The organism is Chryseobacterium cucumeris (assembly GCF_001593385.1).
Taxonomy (GTDB): domain Bacteria; phylum Bacteroidota; class Bacteroidia; order Flavobacteriales; family Weeksellaceae; genus Chryseobacterium; species Chryseobacterium cucumeris.
Genome location: NZ_LUVZ01000003.1, coordinates 132,782 through 152,410 on the forward strand (window position 1 = coordinate 132,782; position 19,629 = coordinate 152,410).

15 protein-coding genes are annotated in these 19,629 nt (G+C 34.8%); 9 read left to right on the forward strand and 6 right to left on the reverse strand.

All coding sequences use genetic code 11. The annotated features are described in order from the left end of the window. The first annotated feature begins 272 nt into the window (after nucleotides 1-272). Entirely contained in the window at nucleotides 273-2,483 is a 2,211-nt protein-coding gene (locus A1704_RS07585) for a glycoside hydrolase family 3 C-terminal domain-containing protein (RefSeq protein ID WP_394360909.1), read from the forward strand. 226 nt (nucleotides 2,484-2,709) lie between these two features. Here the strand turns inward: A1704_RS07585 and A1704_RS07590 are convergent, their stop codons facing one another. The 4 genes from A1704_RS07590 to A1704_RS07605 form a co-directional block, all read right to left on the reverse strand. Continuing rightward, on the reverse strand, nucleotides 2,710-4,896 hold the full coding sequence (locus tag A1704_RS07590; RefSeq protein ID WP_062672112.1) for an outer membrane beta-barrel protein: 2,187 nt from the start codon (nucleotides 4,894-4,896) through the stop codon (nucleotides 2,710-2,712). 379 nt (nucleotides 4,897-5,275) lie between these two features. Then, complete coding sequence (locus tag A1704_RS07595) at nucleotides 5,276-5,827, reverse strand: DUF2652 domain-containing protein (RefSeq protein ID WP_062672115.1); 552 nt, start codon at nucleotides 5,825-5,827, stop codon at nucleotides 5,276-5,278. A 111-nt stretch (nucleotides 5,828-5,938) separates the two neighbouring features. Further along, nucleotides 5,939-6,685: a metallophosphoesterase gene (locus tag A1704_RS07600; protein WP_062672117.1), complete on the reverse strand. Its 747-nt coding sequence runs from the start codon at nucleotides 6,683-6,685 to the stop codon at nucleotides 5,939-5,941. Nucleotides 6,686-6,805: 120 nt separating this feature from the next. Beyond that, nucleotides 6,806-8,194 carry an MFS transporter gene (locus A1704_RS07605; RefSeq protein WP_062672119.1) on the reverse strand — a complete coding sequence of 463 codons (1,389 nt, stop codon included), beginning with the start codon at nucleotides 8,192-8,194 and terminating at the stop codon, nucleotides 6,806-6,808. A 142-nt stretch (nucleotides 8,195-8,336) separates the two neighbouring features. Here A1704_RS07605 and A1704_RS07610 point away from each other — a divergent pair, with 142 nt between their 5' ends. Then, nucleotides 8,337-8,807 (forward strand): Lrp/AsnC family transcriptional regulator, encoded by a 471-nt coding sequence (locus A1704_RS07610; protein WP_062672121.1) that lies wholly within the window; start codon nucleotides 8,337-8,339, stop codon nucleotides 8,805-8,807. A gap of 73 nt (nucleotides 8,808-8,880) precedes the next feature. Here the strand turns inward: A1704_RS07610 and A1704_RS07615 are convergent, their stop codons facing one another. After that, complete coding sequence (locus A1704_RS07615) at nucleotides 8,881-9,396, reverse strand: hypothetical protein (protein WP_062672123.1); 516 nt, start codon at nucleotides 9,394-9,396, stop codon at nucleotides 8,881-8,883. 17 nt (nucleotides 9,397-9,413) lie between these two features. Then, nucleotides 9,414-10,415: a hypothetical protein gene (locus tag A1704_RS07620; RefSeq protein WP_131797486.1), complete on the reverse strand. Its 1,002-nt coding sequence runs from the start codon at nucleotides 10,413-10,415 to the stop codon at nucleotides 9,414-9,416. A gap of 498 nt (nucleotides 10,416-10,913) precedes the next feature. Here A1704_RS07620 and mnmE point away from each other — a divergent pair, with 498 nt between their 5' ends. From mnmE to A1704_RS07655, 7 genes are all read left to right on the forward strand, one after another. Beyond that, nucleotides 10,914-12,299, forward strand: coding sequence for a tRNA uridine-5-carboxymethylaminomethyl(34) synthesis GTPase MnmE (gene mnmE, locus A1704_RS07625; RefSeq protein ID WP_062672128.1), 1,386 nt, complete (start codon nucleotides 10,914-10,916; stop codon nucleotides 12,297-12,299). 167 nt (nucleotides 12,300-12,466) lie between these two features. Further along, nucleotides 12,467-13,606 carry a site-specific integrase gene (locus tag A1704_RS07630; RefSeq protein ID WP_062672130.1) on the forward strand — a complete coding sequence of 380 codons (1,140 nt, stop codon included), beginning with the start codon at nucleotides 12,467-12,469 and terminating at the stop codon, nucleotides 13,604-13,606. A gap of 194 nt (nucleotides 13,607-13,800) precedes the next feature. Next, nucleotides 13,801-14,085, forward strand: a complete 285-nt coding sequence (locus A1704_RS07635; protein WP_027374281.1) for a helix-turn-helix transcriptional regulator — start codon at nucleotides 13,801-13,803, stop codon at nucleotides 14,083-14,085. Nucleotides 14,086-14,188: 103 nt separating this feature from the next. Then, entirely contained in the window at nucleotides 14,189-15,346 is a 1,158-nt protein-coding gene (locus tag A1704_RS07640) for a VapE domain-containing protein (protein ID WP_062672131.1), read from the forward strand. Nucleotides 15,347-15,789: 443 nt separating this feature from the next. Next, a complete protein-coding gene (locus A1704_RS07645) occupies nucleotides 15,790-16,470 on the forward strand; it encodes a toprim domain-containing protein (RefSeq protein ID WP_157885759.1) in 681 nt (226 codons plus the stop codon). Continuing rightward, nucleotides 16,467-17,105, forward strand: a complete 639-nt coding sequence (locus A1704_RS07650) for a cyclic nucleotide-binding domain-containing protein (protein ID WP_062672136.1) — start codon at nucleotides 16,467-16,469, stop codon at nucleotides 17,103-17,105. Before A1704_RS07645 ends, A1704_RS07650 begins: the two co-directional genes overlap by 4 nt. Before the next feature lie 741 nt (nucleotides 17,106-17,846). Continuing rightward, on the forward strand, nucleotides 17,847-19,361 hold the full coding sequence (locus tag A1704_RS07655) for a reverse transcriptase domain-containing protein (RefSeq protein WP_062672138.1): 1,515 nt from the start codon (nucleotides 17,847-17,849) through the stop codon (nucleotides 19,359-19,361). The last annotated feature ends 268 nt before the right edge of the window (nucleotides 19,362-19,629 follow it).

Consider the following 19,629-nt stretch of genomic DNA (forward strand, 5'->3'; position numbering starts at 1 on the left):
GAGGGTTTGAGGATATTAGAGTTGTGAGAGTGGATTCGGGTTTTTCTTTTTCACCTGATAACTTCTCTTCAGTTTTTTCGCATTTACACCTGCAATATTTAATAATAAGCTGTCTGCAAATGGGTGGACAGTTTTTTTATTTGTGAATTTTTTATTTTCTCAATTTGAGATAATAAAATTTTTGTATATTTTTGTTTTTAATCAAATAGAAAGGCATTATGTTAAAGAAAACCGTCATTATAAGTTTACTCACCTTTATTTCTGCTTCTTATATGGCTCAGACCAATACTACCATCCCCGTTTATTTAGATGAATCCAAACCTGTAGAACAGCGTATTCAGGATGCATTATCAAGAATGACACTGGAAGAAAAAGTGGCTATGCTTCACGCACAGTCGAAATTCAGTTCACCGGGTGTACCAAGATTGGGAATTCCTGAATTCTGGACTACAGATGGCCCGCACGGGGTTCGTCCTGAAGTAATGTGGGACGAATGGGATCAGGCCGGATGGACCAACGATTCTATTATCGCCTACCCTGCCCTGACTGCTTTATCCGCAACATGGAACAAAAAAATGTCATGGAACTATGGGAAAGCGTTGGGTGAAGAAGCCCGCTACAGAAAAAAAGATATTCTTCTGGGACCTGGAGTGAATATTTACAGAACTCCGCTGAACGGCAGAAATTTTGAATACATGGGTGAAGATCCTTATCTGACGTCCAAAATGGTAGTTCCTTATATTAAAGGTGTGCAGTCTAATGGCGTGGCAACTTCTGTAAAACATTTTGCCTTAAACAATCAGGAAATGTTCCGTCATACAAGCAATGTGAATGTGGATGACAGAGCATTGTATGAAATTTACCTTCCTGCCTTTAAAGCAGCGGTAACAGAAGGTGATTCGTGGACGATCATGGGAGCTTACGACATGTATAAAGGCCAGTATGCCAGCCAGAATCAATATCTTTTAAACGATATTTTAAAGAAAGAATGGAATTATAAAGGCGTAGTGGTATCCGACTGGGGTGCTGTAAACAATACAGAACAAGCTATCCACAATGGTCTTGATCTTGAATTCGGTTCATGGACCAACGGACTTTCTGCAGGAACTAAAAATGCCTATGACAATTATTATCTGGCAAAGCCTTACCTTGATTTGATTAAAGCAGGAAAAGTAGGTACTAAAGAATTGGATGACAAAGTAACCAGATTACTTCGTCTTGCCTACAAAACAACAATGAACCGCAACAAGCCTTTCGGAAATATTGCTTCCGAAGAGCATAAAGCGGTTGCCAAAGAAATCGGAGAAGAAGGAATTGTTCTATTAAAAAATCAGGGGAATATTCTTCCGATTGATGTTAATAAGGCTAAAAAAATAGCGGTTATCGGAGAGAATGCCATCAAAATAATGACTGTTGGCGGTGGTTCTTCATCTTTAAAAGTGAAATATGAAACACTTCCTTTAGACGGAATCAAATCCAGATTCGGAAAACAGGCCGATGTACAGTATGCAAGAGGGTATGTAGGAGATATCGGAGGAGAATATAACGGAGTAAAATCCGGACAGGATTTAAAAGACACCCGTTCTGAAGCTGAATTACTGAATGAAGCAGTAGAACTAGCTAAAAAATCAGATTATGTCATTTTTGTAGGGGGGCTGAACAAAGCAGATTTCCAGGACAGTGAAGGAAACGACAGAAAAAGTTACGGACTCCCATATAATCAGGATCACGTGATTTCTGCTCTTGCGAAAGCGAATAAAAACCTTGCCGTTGTTTTAGTTTCAGGAAATGCTGTGGCAATGCCTTGGATTAAAGACGTTCCGACGGTTGTGCAAGCCTGGTATCTTGGATCCGAAGCCGGAAATTCTATTGCAGCCATTTTAGCAGGAGATGCCAACCCATCAGGAAAGCTGCCGTTTACCTTCCCTGTAAAACTTGAAGACAATTCCGCCCATCAGCTGGGAGAATATCCGGGACAGAAAGATGAGCTGGCTGCAGGAAAAGGAAAAGACCAGAAAAATCCCATCAATATTACTTACAATGAAGGCATTTTTGTAGGATATCGTTGGCATGACATGAAGAATATAAAACCTCTTTTCAGTTTCGGACATGGATTGAGCTACACGACTTTTGAATTCGGAAAGGCAAAAGCAGACCAGACTACTATTTCACAGGACGGTAAAATTACATTTACAGTAACCGTTAAAAACACAGGTAAAAAAGCAGGAGCTGAAGTGGCCCAGCTTTATATCAGTGATTTAAAATCTTCTGTTCCACGCCCTGCAAAAGAGCTGAAAGGTTTTGAAAAAATATATCTGAATCCGGGAGAACAGAAAGAAGTGAGTTTCACTATTGACAAAACGGCTTTAAGTTATTTTGATGCTCAAAAACACGATTGGGTAGCTGAACCGGGAGACTTTGAAGCACAGATTGGAAATTCTTCCGATGCTATTAAAACCAAAGTAAAGTTTACCCTTAAATAAAACTGAGATTTAAGAGTATAAACTCTATTTATAATTATTTGATAGAATGCAAACAGATCCCGGATTGGGGTCTGTTTTTTTTAATTTTTCTCCCAAAGATCACAGAGATTGCACAGATTTTTATAGACAATCAAGAATTTACCTTACTACTTCTAGCTTCTAGCTAAAAATAAAAAGCAGATTCCAATTGGAAACCTGCTTTCATTTTTAGCTAACAATTCCTGAATTATTTTCCACCGCCACCATTTTTCTCTACGTCGGTTTTTGTATTTTCTTTTACTTTCTGGTTTCCAAAACGTTTTACAAAAGTAAGGGAAACACCGTACCAGTCCCATTTTGAGTACTCTCTGAACGTTCCGTCCGGGCTATAAGTTGTGTTATCACCATAAGGTCTTTTAAAGATATTCATCAGCTGCATGCTTAGTTCCATCTGCGTTTTCGGGAATATTTTGGTCACTGAAATATTATGGAAAACATTGGTATTATTCGCATAAGAGTTTCCGTTATTCTGGTTGGCCAGTTCTACCCATGCACTCAGATTAATATTTTTATTGAAAAGATTCGTATAAGATACGTTGGCAGAAGCTCCCCAATAACTGATATAGTCTTTACCTCTTAGATCATTCTTTTGGTTGAAATCTTTATTATTAATGTAATACCATCCGAATCCGGCATTCACATTCAGTTTATTTTTCAGGAAATTCTGGTTGGTATTCGCAAAAAGGTAATATTTTTCAACCTTTCCATCGAAGTTCCCTGGCAGTGAAACTGTTCTTCCGTTTTCCGTAACATAAGTTGTCCAGTAATCCTGATTCGTATGCATATATCTTGCAGAGATAAAGTATTTTTTCAGGATTCCCAATTTCAGATAAAGCCGGTCATTAGGATTGGGATTCAGATAAAGATTTCCTCTGGAATAGGTTCCGTTAATTTCAGGAACGAGGAAAGGATTAAATTCAGAATACCAAGGTCTCCATATGCTTCGGTTATAGGTAAGACTTAAGTCAAATTTTTCTGAAAAATTATATTTCAGCAATAAATTGGGAAGAAAGGTTCCGTATGAATCTTTTCTCTCTGTGCCTGCAACATCCTGTCTTACTTTATAATCAATGTATTCATAACGTACTCCGATTCTTGTTTCCAGTTTTTTGAAGAATGTCTTACTATAGTTAACATATAAAGAACTCAGATTGTCCTCATAATGAAAGGTATCATTTCTCGCAAGATTGTAAAATTCTGAGTTACTATCATTCATACTGAATCCATACAGACTATTAGGGATAACATGGTTGTTAATTTCCGTTTTCCCTCCTACTTCCATCGTTCCGCCGGATTTCCCTAAAGGCTGTGTATAATCTACTTTCAGATAATAATTACGCATCTGATTTGAACTGATAACTCCCAGCTGCTGATTTGAGCTGCCGGTTTGATTATGAATTTGTTTATCAATTAAATTGTCATTGTCATTGCTGGAGTAATTGGTTCCTAAATTAATATCTAAAATTCTGTTCTTTTCTTTATCATAATATTTATAGAAAGCATTGGTTCCCAGGTTACGGTTGAATCCCCATGTATTCTGAGTCTGAAGAAAAGAATCTCCAGGCTCTCCGTTATTGAAGATCATTCCATTAGATTCAGACAGAGACAAATTTCTGCTCTGTGAATACTCTACTACAAATCCGATATTATTTTTATCATTCAGTTCAAATTCTGAAGTGGAAGAAATAGACGGACTTTCGTTTCTCATCACATTCTCCAAATTAAACTGAGTCAGTTTATTCGTTGCATAACGGTTATCCCATGTTTGAGTCTTTTGTACATAATTTCCGCTATTGTAGCCTCCTATAAAGGTTTGGGTAAACCTTTTCTTATGATAGTTCAGGTTGAAGTTCGTGTATTGTGAGTTCTTCGTACTTTGTCTGTTGTTGAGGGAGATGCTTCCTTTTATCCCTTCGTCATCTCTTTTTTTAAGGACAATATTGATCACGGATCCTGAAGTTTCATAACGGGAAGACGGGCTGGTAATCACCTCAATTTTCATCAGGTTATCAGCTGGAATTGTTTTAAGATATTCCTTCAATTCTTTCCCAGTAAAAACCGATTTCCTGTCATTGATGTATACCGTTACCATTTGCCCTTCGGCTTTTACCTCATCATTGTTATCAATACTTACCAAAGGCGTCATTCTAAGAACATCCCATGTTGTGTTTCCTGCCAGAATTGCACTATTGGCTACATTGAATACAGTTCTGTCTATTTTCGATTCTACTGTTGGTTTTCTGGCTACCAGAGTAACAGCTTCGATTTCTTTTGCATTTCCCTTTACAGTATCGTTGGCTGCCGGAGCTGGAGCTTGCTGAGCTATTGCTAATGAGCCTGTTAATAGTGCTATTGGAAATAATAGTATTTTCATGTGAAATTATAGTTTTATCTATAAGACCACTAACTCCATAAATTCGTTACATCAAAAAAGAAAAAAATTAAAATAAACACTTAATTACCAACAAGATACCAATACTGAATTTAAACATAAATTCAAAAACACTACACATTATTCAATAAAAACAAGTAATATAAATCACATTTATAATAAATATTCTTAAAAAAGTATTTTAAACATAATTTCAATTTATCTTAAAAATGTTTTAAAATCCACCATAATTACAGGAATATTTTACTACCAATGTGTAAAATCAGTTTTTATTTAAAAGAAACCCCATAAAAAAAGCCAGGATCTCACCCTGGCCGTTAGCAATAGCAAATTTACAAGGAATAATATTAAAAAATATATGCTAGTTTACATTTTCAAAATAATGGATAACGCCTACTTCCGGCAAACGAAGCGGATCTTGATTAAAATCTGACTCTTTATTTTTACTGCTTTCCAGAAAAGAATTACTGAAAAGCGCATAAGAAGGCTGTTCTGCCACTCCGTTTTTTAAAAGCTGATGGGCTTCCACAATTGTTTTTCCATATAATTTTCTGAAGTTTCCAATATTGTACTGTGAAAAGGAACCGTAATGAACAATAAACTTGAGAGCCAGATCAATTTTCGTACTCAAACTCTTACTCAACTCCTCTATCTTCCTGTTGAACGCACTTCTCATCTTCCACAACATGGTTGAAATACTCTGGTAGGATGGATTTTCATCATAACGGTAAAATAAAATAGCATCTCCCTCAATCTCGGAAATTTCAAAATACTGATCGTTCACATCAATCAGTGTAGACAATAATTGTCTCACAATATACTCGCCTGTGTACAATTTTGTATTGAACACAAATTCGGTAAATCCGCTGAAATCCGGAATGAGAATAATCCCCTCTTGTATACTTGTCTTCATAATGATAATGGATTAAAAACCAGCTTTAGCATTACAGACGAAGCAGGCTCAATTTTACTTTATCATTTTTAAGACAAAAAAAGAATTCTGTGGAAATTTTACTTCTATTTTTTAAACAACAATCATCAGGTCCTTATCATATCCATTATATTTTTCGTCAATATAGCCATGAGGATTGCAGATAATTTCTGTTTCTCCGATTTTATATCTTACGGGAGTATGAATGTGCCCGTGAATCCAGTATAAGGGTTGGTACTCTTTAATTACATCTTCCAAATCTGAAGCGTAAGCCGCTGTTAACGGATCTTCTTTGTAATGTTCAGGAACAGATTGTATACTGGGTGCATGATGGGTAACGACAATATTTTTAAATTCTTTTGAGTCTTCAAGACTTTCTTTTAGCCATTGTTTTGAAAGCTGATGAATTTTAAAGGTATCCAAAGTTCTCATTTTCGAATAAGAAGGATCTCTTTTGATCATCTTATAATCATTCATTTTGGGCTGACAAAGCATTCCGTATTGAACAGGATTTCCAAAGATGGAAAAATCAGTCCACAGCGTTGCCCCGTGAAAACGAATTCCCTCAATATCAACATGTGAATTTTCAAGCACATGAACATTGGAGTTCGACGCAGCCTCTTTGATCTTATGGAGTGTTTTAGGGTAAGAACCTTTATAGTATTCATGATTGCCCAAAACATAGATTACAGGTTTATTGGGTATTGCTTCTTTAATCCATTCAAATCCTTTGGTCCCCAGATTGATATCACCTGCCAGCACCACCACATCTGCGTGATCAAAACATAATTCCGTACTTCCAAATTCCCGATGAAGATCGCTGATGACCTGTATTTTCATGATATATAGTAAACAGCAAAGGTAATAAAGGGAAACAGAATAGCAAAAATCAAAAAAAAGAACCGGCACCTAAGCACCGATTCCTTCCTCATATAGTTTGTATATTTTTAAGGCCGCCTGTTATGAAACGGCTACTTCCGCCTGCTTCACTTTTACGCTTTTCAATATAAAATAAAATAACATTCCGAGAGCCAGTAAAGCGTAACTGATCAAAATAATCAAATTTAAGCTTCCCACTGATAATTCTGACGGAAAGATCTGACTCATTAACGTCATGAATGACAATCCGATACCTGCTCCCAGAAAGTAACTTGTAGAGCTCAGACTTGATGCCAATCCGTAATGTGCAGGTTCCACATCCTGGATTCCCATCACTGAAAGTGCGGTAAAACAAAACGTCATTCCAACTCCGGAGATACATGCAGCTCCCAATAAAACTATGGTTAGCGGATGTCCTGCATAAACAGAAATCAGCAGCAATAATCCTCCGGCCAGCATAAATGACCATCCTAAAACACCCATTTGAGAGGAACTCAGACGTTTTGATATGTGCGGCAGAATGAATTTGGCCGTTAACGCAGACAGAATACTGAAGGGAACAAGCATTAACCCTGCAGAAGCAGCGCTGTAGCCCATATCTTTCTGAAGCATCAGTGAAATCAGGAATAAAAACCCGATAAAAAACGCTCCCAGGGTAAAAAATACCGCATTGGAAACTACTAAAGATCTATGTTTAAACAGTTTTAAATCTACCAAAGGCTCTGCAACGGATTTTAAACGGCAGTACACCATAACAAGCAGTACTAATGCTAAAACCAAAGAACCAGTTATCAGGAAAGGCTGTTCTTTAATATGAATCAATTCATGCGTTCCGTAAGTAAGACTTAAAAGCCCAAGGACCATCAATATTCCTGAAACCATATCTGTTTTCTGAGCGGTTTCATTTTTCTCATCTGCCGGCAGATAATAGTATGACAACACCAATGTAATTAAAAGAATAGGAACATTGATCAGGAAAACCCAATGCCAGCTCAGGTAAGTACTGATAATTCCTCCTACTGAAAGACCGCTTCCTGAACCAATGGCAGCAAATGAACTGAAAATTCCGATAGCACGGTTTCTCTCCTGTTCCCCTCTGAAGGTATTGGTCACAATGGATAATGCTGACGGCATCACTAACGCTGCTCCCAATCCCTGCAAAGCACGGAATATAGCAAGCACTTCAAAGTTTTGAGATAATCCTGCTCCTAGTGAAGTGAGCATAAAGATCAATGCTCCAAGGAGAAACATTTTCTTTCTTCCAATCTGATCGGAAAGCTTTCCTCCAATAATCAGAAATCCTCCAAAGAACAGTACATAAAGCGTCTGCAGCCACTGAACCGTCTCTGCTCCAATCTGAAACTGCTGCTGAATAGAAGGAATGGTCAAATTAATAATGGCAATATCCAACGCCTCTACAAATGTTCCTACCGATGCTAAAATTAATATTAAATTCTTCCTTGTACTCATGTTTCAAATTTCCTGCAAAATTAAAATTAACAGAACGTATTTGAAAATTTAACCTTAAATTTGGAATAATATTGAATATTTCAAATATTTAAAAGAACAAAACACCTGATCTACCAGGAAAAACCTATAAAAACAGAACAAAATGGCAACTGAAAACTATATTCCTGATGAAAAAGACTTATCTATCCTCCGTCTTCTTCAGAAAGATGCGAAGATGAGTATCCGTGATATTTCGGCCAGGATCAATTTGAGTCCTACACCTACGCATGAGCGTATCAAACGTATGGAAAAACAGGGAATCATTAAAGAGTATACTGCTGTGGTTGACCGTAAAAAGGTTAATAAAGGGATGATGGTGATCTGTATGATCGCTTTAAATGTTCACAACAAGAAAACTGCGGGAAAATTCATTGAGGAAGTGGGCAGATTGAAGGAAGTGGTAGAATTTTACAATATCAGCGGGGATTTTGACTTTATGCTGAAGATCCTTGCTCCCAATATGGATGAATTTCATGAGTTTTTCGTGAACAAATTATCAGAAATTGAAGGAATCGGCCAGACGAAGAGCATTTTTGTCATGAACAGCATTAAGGAAAGTGTGCAGATTATTTAAGCTAAAAAGCAGCCGCGTATTGTACATGGCTGCTTTTTTCTTTTCAACGGAATATTCCGGATTAGCTTATTGTTTATTTCCAGTAATTCCAGACTGAGCCGTCAAATACCGCCAGTGTTTTACTGGTTGTATCATAGCACATCATTCCCGGATATGGATTTTTTACATTAAGATGCGGCGTGGCTATCTGAGGAAGAATCATCGCTTTATTCTGAGATTCCAGCACCAATACGCCATCAGCAGAACTTGTAGCTTCACCCATAATCACTCCCTTCCCTATTTCAGCAGAATTATTAGCAGCAATTGCACTTGAACTTCCGGTATCTGACAAGGATTTCCACGCATCATTTTCGTAGACCTTCACTTTATTATCTGTTACATCAAAGATGAATGTTCCGTTCACCAGAGATCCTGCAGGAAATCCTGAGGTAGCGGGAAGAATTAAACCTTTTGTATTTCCTGATGTATTATCAAAATCTAATATAGTACTGTTTCCATCTACAGTCTGTTTACCAATCGCTACTTGCGCAAAAACTGAATTGAAAACGATTAAAGCAACTGCTATACTTATATTTCTTATATTTTTCATACTATTTATCGGTTAGATTAATCATTACAGCTTCTTTCTACACATTTCCATTCCGTACCGTTATAAAGCTTTACACATTTATCCTGAATATCATACAGAAGCATTCCTTCTTTCGGTTCTGCGATGGCATCTCCGGGCTGTGGCGTCTGGCTTACATGCTGAACTCTGGTAATCACAAAACCTTTATTTTTTGATTCCATAGCCAGAAATCCATTAGGAATATTTTCAGGCCACGAATCGCTTTTCTGCTGTACGGTAATTCCGAATTTTGTATATCCGTCAGGGGTTCCTGAAATGCCGGGTTTTGTACAAAATCCATCGATCTCATCAATAATCAGGGGTGCATTTCCACAACTTGTTTTAGCTTCAGACAATCCTTCAGGCCAAAGAGAGGGACACATTGCTTTTGTTGCATTTGGTCCACAGAAACTGGAATTCCCCATTCCTAGTCCTATTACGGATCCCATGACAATAGCTACGATCTGGCTGTCATCACTGATGATGGAAGCTCCTCCTCCGCCACTTACGTCTGCTTTTGCAATACAGTACGCTCTCCCGGTAGGAATACCTACATATTCAACAGAAGGATAGGTGGTAGACTGCTGGGTAAATGTTCCGCAAATCTCTACCACACTGCTTGTTCCCATTTCAATAACTGAAGTTGTTCCGGGATAAAAACCACCAAATGACGGATCTTCCTGAATCACTGATCCTACAAGGGATAGAAAAGATTTCGCTCCTAATCTAATTTTTGAATTCTTCTGAGATCCGAAAGTTCCTACTTTCACTGTTCCTGTGGATTTAACACTTGCACCATCACCAATTTCCAACACTCCATCGACCTGGATACTATTGGATTGCAATTGTCCGGATTGAATGATAAGGGTTGCTCCGTTCGGGATACTGATATTGGTAGTTACACTGAGGGTTCCGTTAAGACAATAGGTATTTCCGCTTGTGAGCGCCTGTCCGGTGTAAGGAATACACTGGGCATAAGCCGTTGTACTGAAGACGAACATTAATAAAAAAGATAATTTTTTATTAATATTTAAAAAAAATAGGTTATTCATACACATTTATAATACTTTAACAAATTATTATTGTTTAAATAAAAAATATTTAAATTTTCAACATCATCGACCCCACTAACAACAATTAACATACCAAACAACTGTTTAATTTTTTCGTTTTTATATGATATTTAAACACTATATATGACTGCCAAGGCTATCAAAAAACACTTATAATTGTTACACCACAACAAATTACACTCTTCACATCGCACCTATATTCAACAGAATTATTTTCTGGATTTTATTTTTCAAATGGTATTTTCTTTCCATGTTTAATAGAAATAATTAGGCATTTATTGATATAGCAAATACATCTTTCATACAAACACATCCTCAAAACATAGCCTTTTTTTAACCTTAGCTGTTTTTAACTGAATACAACAATAGATAATCTGAATAACAGACGTCCATTCAAATTCACATTAAAAACCGTAAATTTGCAGCATGAATAACGATACGATATGTGCACTGGCTACGGCCAATGGGATAGGTGCTTTAGGCATCATCCGTGTTTCAGGAAATGAAGCTTTATCTGTGGTTCAGAAAAGTTTTCCGGCCAAAAATCTGGAAAAACAGAAATCTCACACCATTCATTACGGTTATTTTATGGATGAGGAGGAAGCTATTGACGAGGTGATGCTTTCTATTTTCCTGGCTCCGAAAAGTTTCACCACTGAGAATTCTGTGGAGATTGCTTTTCACGGCTCTCCGCATATCGGAAAACGTATTCTTGAAACCTTGATCAAAAACGGGGCGAGAATGGCTAAAGCAGGGGAATTTACCCTTCGTGCTTTTATCAATGGCAGAATTGATCTTTCCCAGGCAGAAGCGATTGCTGATGTCATCGCCTCTGAAAATGAAGCTTCGAGAAAAGTAGCCATCAACCAGCTGAAAGGAGGAATCACCAATGAAATCTCTGTATTGAGGACTGACCTTTTAAATTTCGTTTCCTTAATTGAACTGGAGCTTGATTTCGCTGAAGAAGATGTGGAATTTGCAGACAGAAGTGCCCTAAGCGGATTACTGGATAAAATTGAAGTCAAATTAAATTCGTTGATTGAAAGTTTCCAATACGGAAACGCCATTAAAAACGGAACTGCGGTTGCCATCATTGGAAAACCGAACGCCGGAAAGTCTACGCTGCTGAACTCTCTTTTAAAGGAAGAAAGGGCGATTGTGAGTAATATTGCCGGAACAACGAGAGATACCATTGAGGAAGTTCTTCATATTAAGGGCCATGCTTTCCGATTAATTGATACTGCAGGACTGCGTGAAACAGTTGATGAAATTGAAGCAATCGGAGTAAAAAAAGCTAAAGAAAAAGTAGAAAACGCCAATATTTTAGTGTATCTGGCAGATGCTGCTACCGAGGATTTTTCTGAGGATATTGAAATGATCCAGTCTCTTTTGAGAGAAGATCTGAAACTGATTATCTGTGCGACAAAAATTGATGAAGTAATTCCTACCAAATATGAAACAGTAGAAGATATTTTCAGAAGTGCTATTTCTCACGAATTTGATTTTATCAAAATCTCAGCAGTTGAAAATCAAAATATTCAGGATCTGAAAAATGAACTTTCTTCGTATGTGGAACATTTAAAAACTGAAGAAAATAACGTTGTCATCACTAACCAACGACACTTTGAAGCCTTGAGAAAGTCGATGGATGCCGTTCATAAAGTGAAAGAAGCGATCTCTTTCCAGATCTCTACAGAATTACTGGCGTACGAGCTTAGAAATGCCCTGGAACATCTTGGAGAAATCTCCGGAGAGGTGACCAATGATGAGGTGCTGGGGAATATTTTTTCTAAGTTTTGTATCGGGAAATAATTTAGCTTTTCTTTAATTTCTTTTTCTTTCTTTTATTTGATTATCAGATATTTATATAAATTTTATTTTCTCTTTTTAGGGTTTATTTATATATTTGTACTACTTCTGTACCACTTCGGGCTATCAAAATAGTGAAAAGTAGTACAAAGTAGTACAAATCCAAAGTTATGAAAATATCACTTAGTCAAAGAAAATTGAAAGATGGAAGAATCAGTCTGTCGATTGAGTTTTATCGTGGTTCCGAAATTACTGAAGACGGAAAAAGAAAACATCTGAGAAGCTTTGAGAATCTAGATTCTTATTTAATTTCAAATCCAAAAACTGCAAAAGAAAAAAAAGAAAATAAAGAAGCTTTAGAGTTTGCAGAAAACGTACTTGCAATTAGAAAAGCTGAATATGCTCAAGGGAGATTTGAATTAAAAAATACTGCAAAATCAAAAAGGGTATTTCTAAATTTTTTTGCTGAACTGACAGAAGAAAAGCAAAAGCAAGATACTTCTAATAATTACGGTAACTGGTTTTCTACGCTACAACATCTCAAAAAGATTGTTCCAAAAAATATGACTTTCGAAGAAATTGATGAAAGTTTCGTCAAGAAAGTTCACCGATATTTCGAAAAAGATGCTCTCACAAAAAGTGAACTGCCACTTTCTCAAAACTCAAAATATTCATATTTCAATAAGTTTAAAGCTGCACTCCGGAGCGCCTTCGACAATGGATATTTAACAATTAATTATGCTTCGAAAATAAAATCTTTTGAACAAGCTGAAAGCCAAAGAGAGTATCTGATTTTTGATGAATTACAACGATTAGCAAAAGCGGAATGCAAATATCCGGTTTTAAAAAAAGCTTTTCTTTTTTCTTGTTTATCAGGGTTGCGTTGGTCGGATATTAATACTTTGACCTGGAAAGAAATTCGCGATGAAGTTGATGTTTCCAGAGTCAATTTCAGACAGGAAAAAACGGATGGTGTAGAATATCTTTATATCTCAAAACAAGCCAGAGAATTGTTGGGCGAAAGACAAGATCCGCAAGAAAGAGTTTTCAAAGGTTTGAAATATGGGATGACTTATAATACTGAAATTATCCGTTGGTGCAATCGTGCTGCGGTTCCGAAGCATATTACTTTTCACTCAGCCAGACATACGAACGCAGTTCTATTGTTAGAAAACGGTGCAGATATTTACACGGTTTCTAAAAGACTGGGACATCGTGAGTTGAGAACAACACAGATTTATGCAAAAATAGTGGATAGCAAAATGAAAGAAGCTGCTGAGATTATTCCGGAATTAAATATCGAGTTATGAAAATTCCGTTTTCTATTTTTAAACTCAATAAAAATCACTTTTTAATCCAGTTGAATCCAGAATAATCTTATTTAGCCTTTTAACATTTCAAATTAGTCCAAAGCATTCTTATTTAGCCCACAAGCTATTGATAGTCTTTTATTTATGGTTTTTATTGTTGACTTTTGTTTCGTTAAATCAATTAAAAGAAACAGATGGAAAATAATGAAATCATCATTCATAAGCTCAACCGAATTGAAAAGCATATTTTCGGACTAAAAGCAATTCTAAATGTAGAAGAGCTTTCGGATTACACAGGATTCAAGAAATCCTATATCTACAAATTGGTTCATACTAACTCTATCCCATTTTCAAAACCTTCCGGAAAAATTCTATTCTTTGAACGAAAAAAAATTGACGAATGGCTGCTGAAAAACAGCCATAAATCAAATGACGAGATCCAACAGGAAGCCATAGAATTTTCTTTACGCAAAAAATAAAACCTAACTACTGCCATAGTTAGGTTTAAATGTTTGTTTTACTGGAAGTAAAGAGCAAATATAAAAATTATTTGTGACTCCTTCCAAAATCAAAAATGTTTTTATGGAAGAGAATAAAATTCTGTATCAAATCAAGACAGAAACGAAAACCATATTCGACAGAGCGATTAATTATTTGAATTCAAAATATTCAATTAGGTTCAATACGATCTCTCTTGAGCTTGAAATCAAACTTGTTTCGGATAAAAAATGGTCAGCACTCAATTTGAACTCATTATTTATAGAACTTGTCAGATCAGGAATTGATATTCCGATTAATAAATTGGAGATTCTGGTCAGAAGTCATTTGATTCAGCAGTACAATCCGATTCGGGAATATTTCGAAAACTTGGAAAATTGGGACAACGAAAGTCATATCAGTAAGCTTTGCAGTTATGTAAAGACAACGGATGATAAATCCTTTCAAAAGTATTTCGAGAAGTGGATAACCAGGACTGTAATTTGTGCCTTGAAACCTGGCTACATCAACAAACAGTGTTTTGTCCTGTTCAATACTAAGCAGAATAGTGGAAAGACGAGTTTTCTGCGATTTCTCATTCCTGCAAATCTTGAACAGTATTACACAGAAGATATTGGTGTTGATAAAGATGGCTTAATTTCCTTATGCAAAAACCTTCTGGTCAATATTGATGAGCTTTCGGTAATGTCAAAAACGGATGTCAATATTCTCAAGTCTTTTATTTCAAAAAATACCGTCAATGCAAGATTGCCTTACGATCGCAAATCGTCATTGATGCACAGGACAGCTTCGTTTTGTGGCTCAACCAATCGTTCGGATTTTTTAACCGATGAAACCGGAAGTGTGCGGTGGCAGATTTTTGAAGTTTTGGAGATTGATTTCAATTATTCTAAGGAAATCAATATTGAAAAAGTTTGGTCACAAGCATACTATAATGCTTTTGAAAGAAAAAATTACAATCCTGAACTCACGGCTGAAGACATCCAGGAAAATGAAAATCGGAATGAAAAATTCAAACAGGTATCCCTGGAACAGGAAATTATCCTTAGTCATTTCGAAAAATCCAAACTGCAAGGTGAATTTTTGACGCCTTCGGACATTATGCTTGCGATGAACAATGCGCTTGGTGTACGGCTGAACATTATAAAAATTGGTAAAGCCTTGACCGCAATGAACTACGAAAGAATAAAACATCCGAAAAGACAAGTCTATGGATATTTGATTCGAAGGAAAATTGACTAATGAAATAATTTAAAATTACTTACCACTTACCTGAAAATTCCGGAAACCATTATTGACACAAAGTTTATGTTAAGGTAACTGAATAAAAGTAAACTTACCTAATTACCTGAAATAAATGAAGGTAACCAGGTAATAAAAGGTATGACGTAAAATCCATAGAAAACTTGATGAATAAAGACATAGGTAATAAGGTAGGCGAATTTAAAAAAAACTTTATAAACAAAACACAAAAATAAAATTCTATGAACTGCAAACAATTCAACAGCATACCCTTGGAAGAAGTCCTGCTTTCTCTCGGACACCTTCCTACGAAACAAAATGAAAAAGATGCCTGGTATCTCAACCCTTTTGCCAGCGAATCCCAGGCCTCTTTTAAAATCAATAAAAGCCTAAACTATTGGTATCTATTTTCAGAAGGAATTGGCGGGAATAATACAGATTTTATGAAGAAATACCTGAATACTTCCATTAATGGAGTTTTGAACTGGGCAGACAGCCAAAATTTTTCTTCTTTTCAAAATCAAAATGTTTCAAATCAGAAATTAGAAAATCTTCCGAAAAATTACGAGATAATTGAAATTAAAAATGTCCAGCATCCGGCACTCCTGGAATATTTGAGGGAAAGAAAAGTACAAAACCAAACCGAATTTTTAAATGAAATTCATTACCGAATGAACGATAAAAATTATTTTGGGATAGGTTTTAAGAATGATTCTGGTGGTTATGAAATCCGCAATAAATATTCAAAAATTTGCCTGGGTAAAAAACAAATCTCAACTATCAAAAACGATTCTGATTCACTTCGGATTTTCGAGGGCTTTTTCGATTTTCTTTCTTTTAAAACTCTTAAAAATGAATTGGAAAAGCAACCCTCCGATTATCTTATATTGAATTCTGTTTCGATGATTAATAATATTAAAAATTTACTTGGAAAATATGATAAAGTGGAGCTTTATTTTGATAATGATGAAGCGGGAAATCGTGCTGTAGAAATCATTCGCAATGAAACAAACAATCCAGAAGATTGCCGGGTGCTCTATTCAGATTTCAAGGACTTGAATGAATATCTTAGTAAGAAAACCGAAGAAGTTCAAAAACAATATAAATCAGTATTTAAGAGATGAGAAATTCAAAAACTTTTGATGTGAACTTATTTGAGAAAATGTTTGATTTAAATTCAAAAAATAAAATCGGGGCAAATACTATAGCTGTTTTTACTTTCATCCTCTACAAATGTGAAGATCCACATAAAGAGATTGTTCTATCAGACTATCAAATGGCAAGAGAGCTCGGACTTTCCAGGCAAACGGTCATTACTGCAAAAAATAAGCTCAAACTTATAGGACTTTTAGATTATAATAGAAATCCGGGTTTTCCAAATCGTTTTATTTTAAATGGCAACCCAATGCCAAAAGTAACACCAAAAACCTGTGAAATGATAGATAAACCGATTGATGAACTAAAAACCATTGTGGAATCGGAAATTAATACCAATAGTTCATTTTCAAAATATCCGAACTTAAAACAGTTTATGGATTTTGCGAAAACTTTAAAAGACTATTCAGAAAAGCTGGATGCTTTATTGATTCAAAAATTTCAAAAATGGGAAGAAGCCGATTGGAAAAATTCAATTGGAAGACCTATTTTGAATTGGCAAGCTACTCTTGAAAAAAATATGAATACCCTTGATGTTTCACACTTTAGTGGAAATTCTTCGCTATCTAATCTTCCAAAAATTAAAAGACCGAAACTATATTAAAATCAACTACTCCGACTGGTCTAAATTAAGGTAGACTAAATAAAATTTCTGACTTATGAAAACTCTATAGCAAGATGTGTCTTTGTATATACAAAATTTACATTTTGTACCTCCAAAGACTCTCTTGCCTTTTCTGCGAAAAGGGTGAAAAAACTTCGGAACTCGTTTTTTTTCGTTTTGGAAATCTTTTTTTTAAGGTTGAAAATCCACAAATTTTAAATCGATTGAGAGGATTGCTAGTGAAGAGAAAAAGTATTCAATTAATAATCAAATCATCAAAATAAATTTTATATTAGCTGTATAAATAGTTTTAATATAATTTCTTAAATTGAATCGACATAATGTGTGAATTTGGATATCTGTTGAATTTGTAAAAATACTACTTTGAATATAGTATATAAAAAGAAAAATCTGGGGGCAAAGGTTGGAGTGATACGTTTAGCTAAAATAAACCACGTCTAAAACATATGTTAGCTGGGAAGGATAATACCAGTTTCCAAATCTTTCACAAGAATTATTGAGGAAACAGTTGCCAACAGCCTAATAACTGTTGAATACCTGAAGTTTAATCTAAGTAACAATTTGTTTGACATATTTATGATGTTTAAGCATTTAAGAACAAAGATAACAATTTCTATACCTGAAAAGAGTAGCGTCGCAATAGCCATTAATTTGGCGAAAGCTTCGTAGGAGCCTGTACATTCTAAACCTGCTACTATAAATTGCCCCCTTTTATAAAATATGGAAATAGAAAAGTGGTTTAAACCGAAAAAATATCCTCACATAGGATATCCAATTACTATTCTAGATTATAGTTGGGTAAAACAATATATTTTAAATCCAGAAAAAATAAGACTTCATAGCTTTCTACCTTTAATTCATAAAACTATAAAACAAAGAAAGTTTAGAGCTGATAAAACTTGTGCGACTAGAACTCCAAGCAAAAAAAGGTTCAGAAAGAAAGATGAAAAAAATCGCGAGATCTATTTTGCATCACATTTAGATGCTCAAATATTTTCCTATTATAATCATATTTTGGTAGATTGTTATGAGGAATATATCAAAAGAGAATCGTTTAATAAATGTATTGTTGCTTATAGGAAAATACCAATTTCTAATGTATCAAATAATAATAAATGTAATATTGAATTTGCTAAATCAACATTTGAATTCATCAAGAATAATCAGGATAAAAAACTATCAGTTATCGTTGCAGACGTGACATCTTTTTTTGATAATCTTAATCACAAAATATTAAAGAAGCAATGGTGTAAAATTTTAAAAACAAATTCGCTTCCAAGTAATCATTACAATGTTTTTAAAACACTTACTGATATAAAGTATATTGAAGCAAAACAACTCTTTAAATATTATGACAAAACTATGATTGTGGAAAGAGGAGTACCAAATTCTACGACGGACAAAAATTACAAGCGCAAACCAATCAAAAAATCATCATATTTTAAAGAAAAAAAAGCAGTTTCGTTCTGCACAAAAAAAGAATTCATTTCCAATAATCTTAATTTAATAATTTCAAAAAATAACAAAAAAGGAATTCCACAAGGTAGTCCGATAAGTGCTACTTTAGCTAATATCTATATGTTAGATTTTGATAAAATTATTTACGAAAGGATAGAATTATTAAAGGGGTATTATCAGCGGTATAGTGATGACTTAATTATAATTTGTGAACAAAAATATGAAGACGATATTATTAAATTATTAAGAACAACAATTGCTGATAAAAATATAGCAGACTTAGAAATTCAGAGTAAAAAAACTAAAGTCTATCGATTCGAGGAGATAAATGGTAACTTTAAAGGATTTCAAATAGACGAGATAACCAAAGTTCCTAATTATCATGTGGTACTTGAATATTTAGGATTTACTTATGATGGAAGTAAAGTGCTGATTAAAACTTCTGGTTTTTCTAAATTTTATCGTTCAATGATAAAATCATTTAAAAAATCAGCTTCTTTCGCAAAAAATAGTAAGAATCCTGACAAAAGTATATTCAAATCAAAACTATACAAAAGGTTTACACGTAAAGGTGCGAAAAGAAAACTGATATATCAACCTTCTAAGAATAATCCCAATGAATACGTTAAAACAAAAAAGTTTAATTGGGGCAATTACTTTAGCTATATTGAGAAATCAAATAGTGTTATGTTTGCTATTAATAATGGAAATCAAATAAAAAAACAAAGTAAAAAATTATGGAGAAATTTTCATAAATTAATGAAAACTCATCAATAATACCATAATCAAATAATATTAGAAAAATGTTGGTTGTGATCTTCTCTTCAATCACAAAAAAAATTTCTTACTTTTCTTTATTAGTAATCTCCTTGTTTGTAGGCTATTTTTAAGAAAAGAAGCCCACGCCGTTGTATATACTTGTAATAGCCACGACTTTATCTGACAGTTAGGGGTTAAAAATAATTGTCAGTTATCCAATATTGTCCTTACTTCCAAAAGTAAGGATTTTTTGTTCCTCTGCAAGAGTTTCCAATAATTTATCTTT

Coding starts and splice junctions, on each gene's coding strand:
- A1704_RS07630 (WP_062672130.1), top strand. CDS start 12,467: ATGAAAATATCACTTAGTCAAAGAAAATTGAAAGATGGAAGAATCAGT.
- A1704_RS07655 (WP_062672138.1), top strand. CDS start 17,847: ATGGAAATAGAAAAGTGGTTTAAACCGAAAAAATATCCTCACATAGGA.
- A1704_RS07620 (WP_131797486.1), bottom strand. CDS start 10,415: ATGTTCGTCTTCAGTACAACGGCTTATGCCCAGTGTATTCCTTACACC.
- A1704_RS07585 (WP_394360909.1), top strand. CDS start 273: ATGGCTCAGACCAATACTACCATCCCCGTTTATTTAGATGAATCCAAA.
- A1704_RS07595 (WP_062672115.1), bottom strand. CDS start 5,827: ATGAAGACAAGTATACAAGAGGGGATTATTCTCATTCCGGATTTCAGC.
- A1704_RS07610 (WP_062672121.1), top strand. CDS start 8,337: ATGGCAACTGAAAACTATATTCCTGATGAAAAAGACTTATCTATCCTC.
- A1704_RS07600 (WP_062672117.1), bottom strand. CDS start 6,685: ATGAAAATACAGGTCATCAGCGATCTTCATCGGGAATTTGGAAGTACG.
- A1704_RS07605 (WP_062672119.1), bottom strand. CDS start 8,194: ATGAGTACAAGGAAGAATTTAATATTAATTTTAGCATCGGTAGGAACA.
- A1704_RS07640 (WP_062672131.1), top strand. CDS start 14,189: ATGGAAGAGAATAAAATTCTGTATCAAATCAAGACAGAAACGAAAACC.
- mnmE (WP_062672128.1), top strand. CDS start 10,914: ATGAATAACGATACGATATGTGCACTGGCTACGGCCAATGGGATAGGT.
- A1704_RS07590 (WP_062672112.1), bottom strand. CDS start 4,896: ATGAAAATACTATTATTTCCAATAGCACTATTAACAGGCTCATTAGCA.
- A1704_RS07615 (WP_062672123.1), bottom strand. CDS start 9,396: ATGAAAAATATAAGAAATATAAGTATAGCAGTTGCTTTAATCGTTTTC.
- A1704_RS07635 (WP_027374281.1), top strand. CDS start 13,801: ATGGAAAATAATGAAATCATCATTCATAAGCTCAACCGAATTGAAAAG.
- A1704_RS07650 (WP_062672136.1), top strand. CDS start 16,467: ATGAGAAATTCAAAAACTTTTGATGTGAACTTATTTGAGAAAATGTTT.
- A1704_RS07645 (WP_157885759.1), top strand. CDS start 15,790: ATGAAGAAATACCTGAATACTTCCATTAATGGAGTTTTGAACTGGGCA.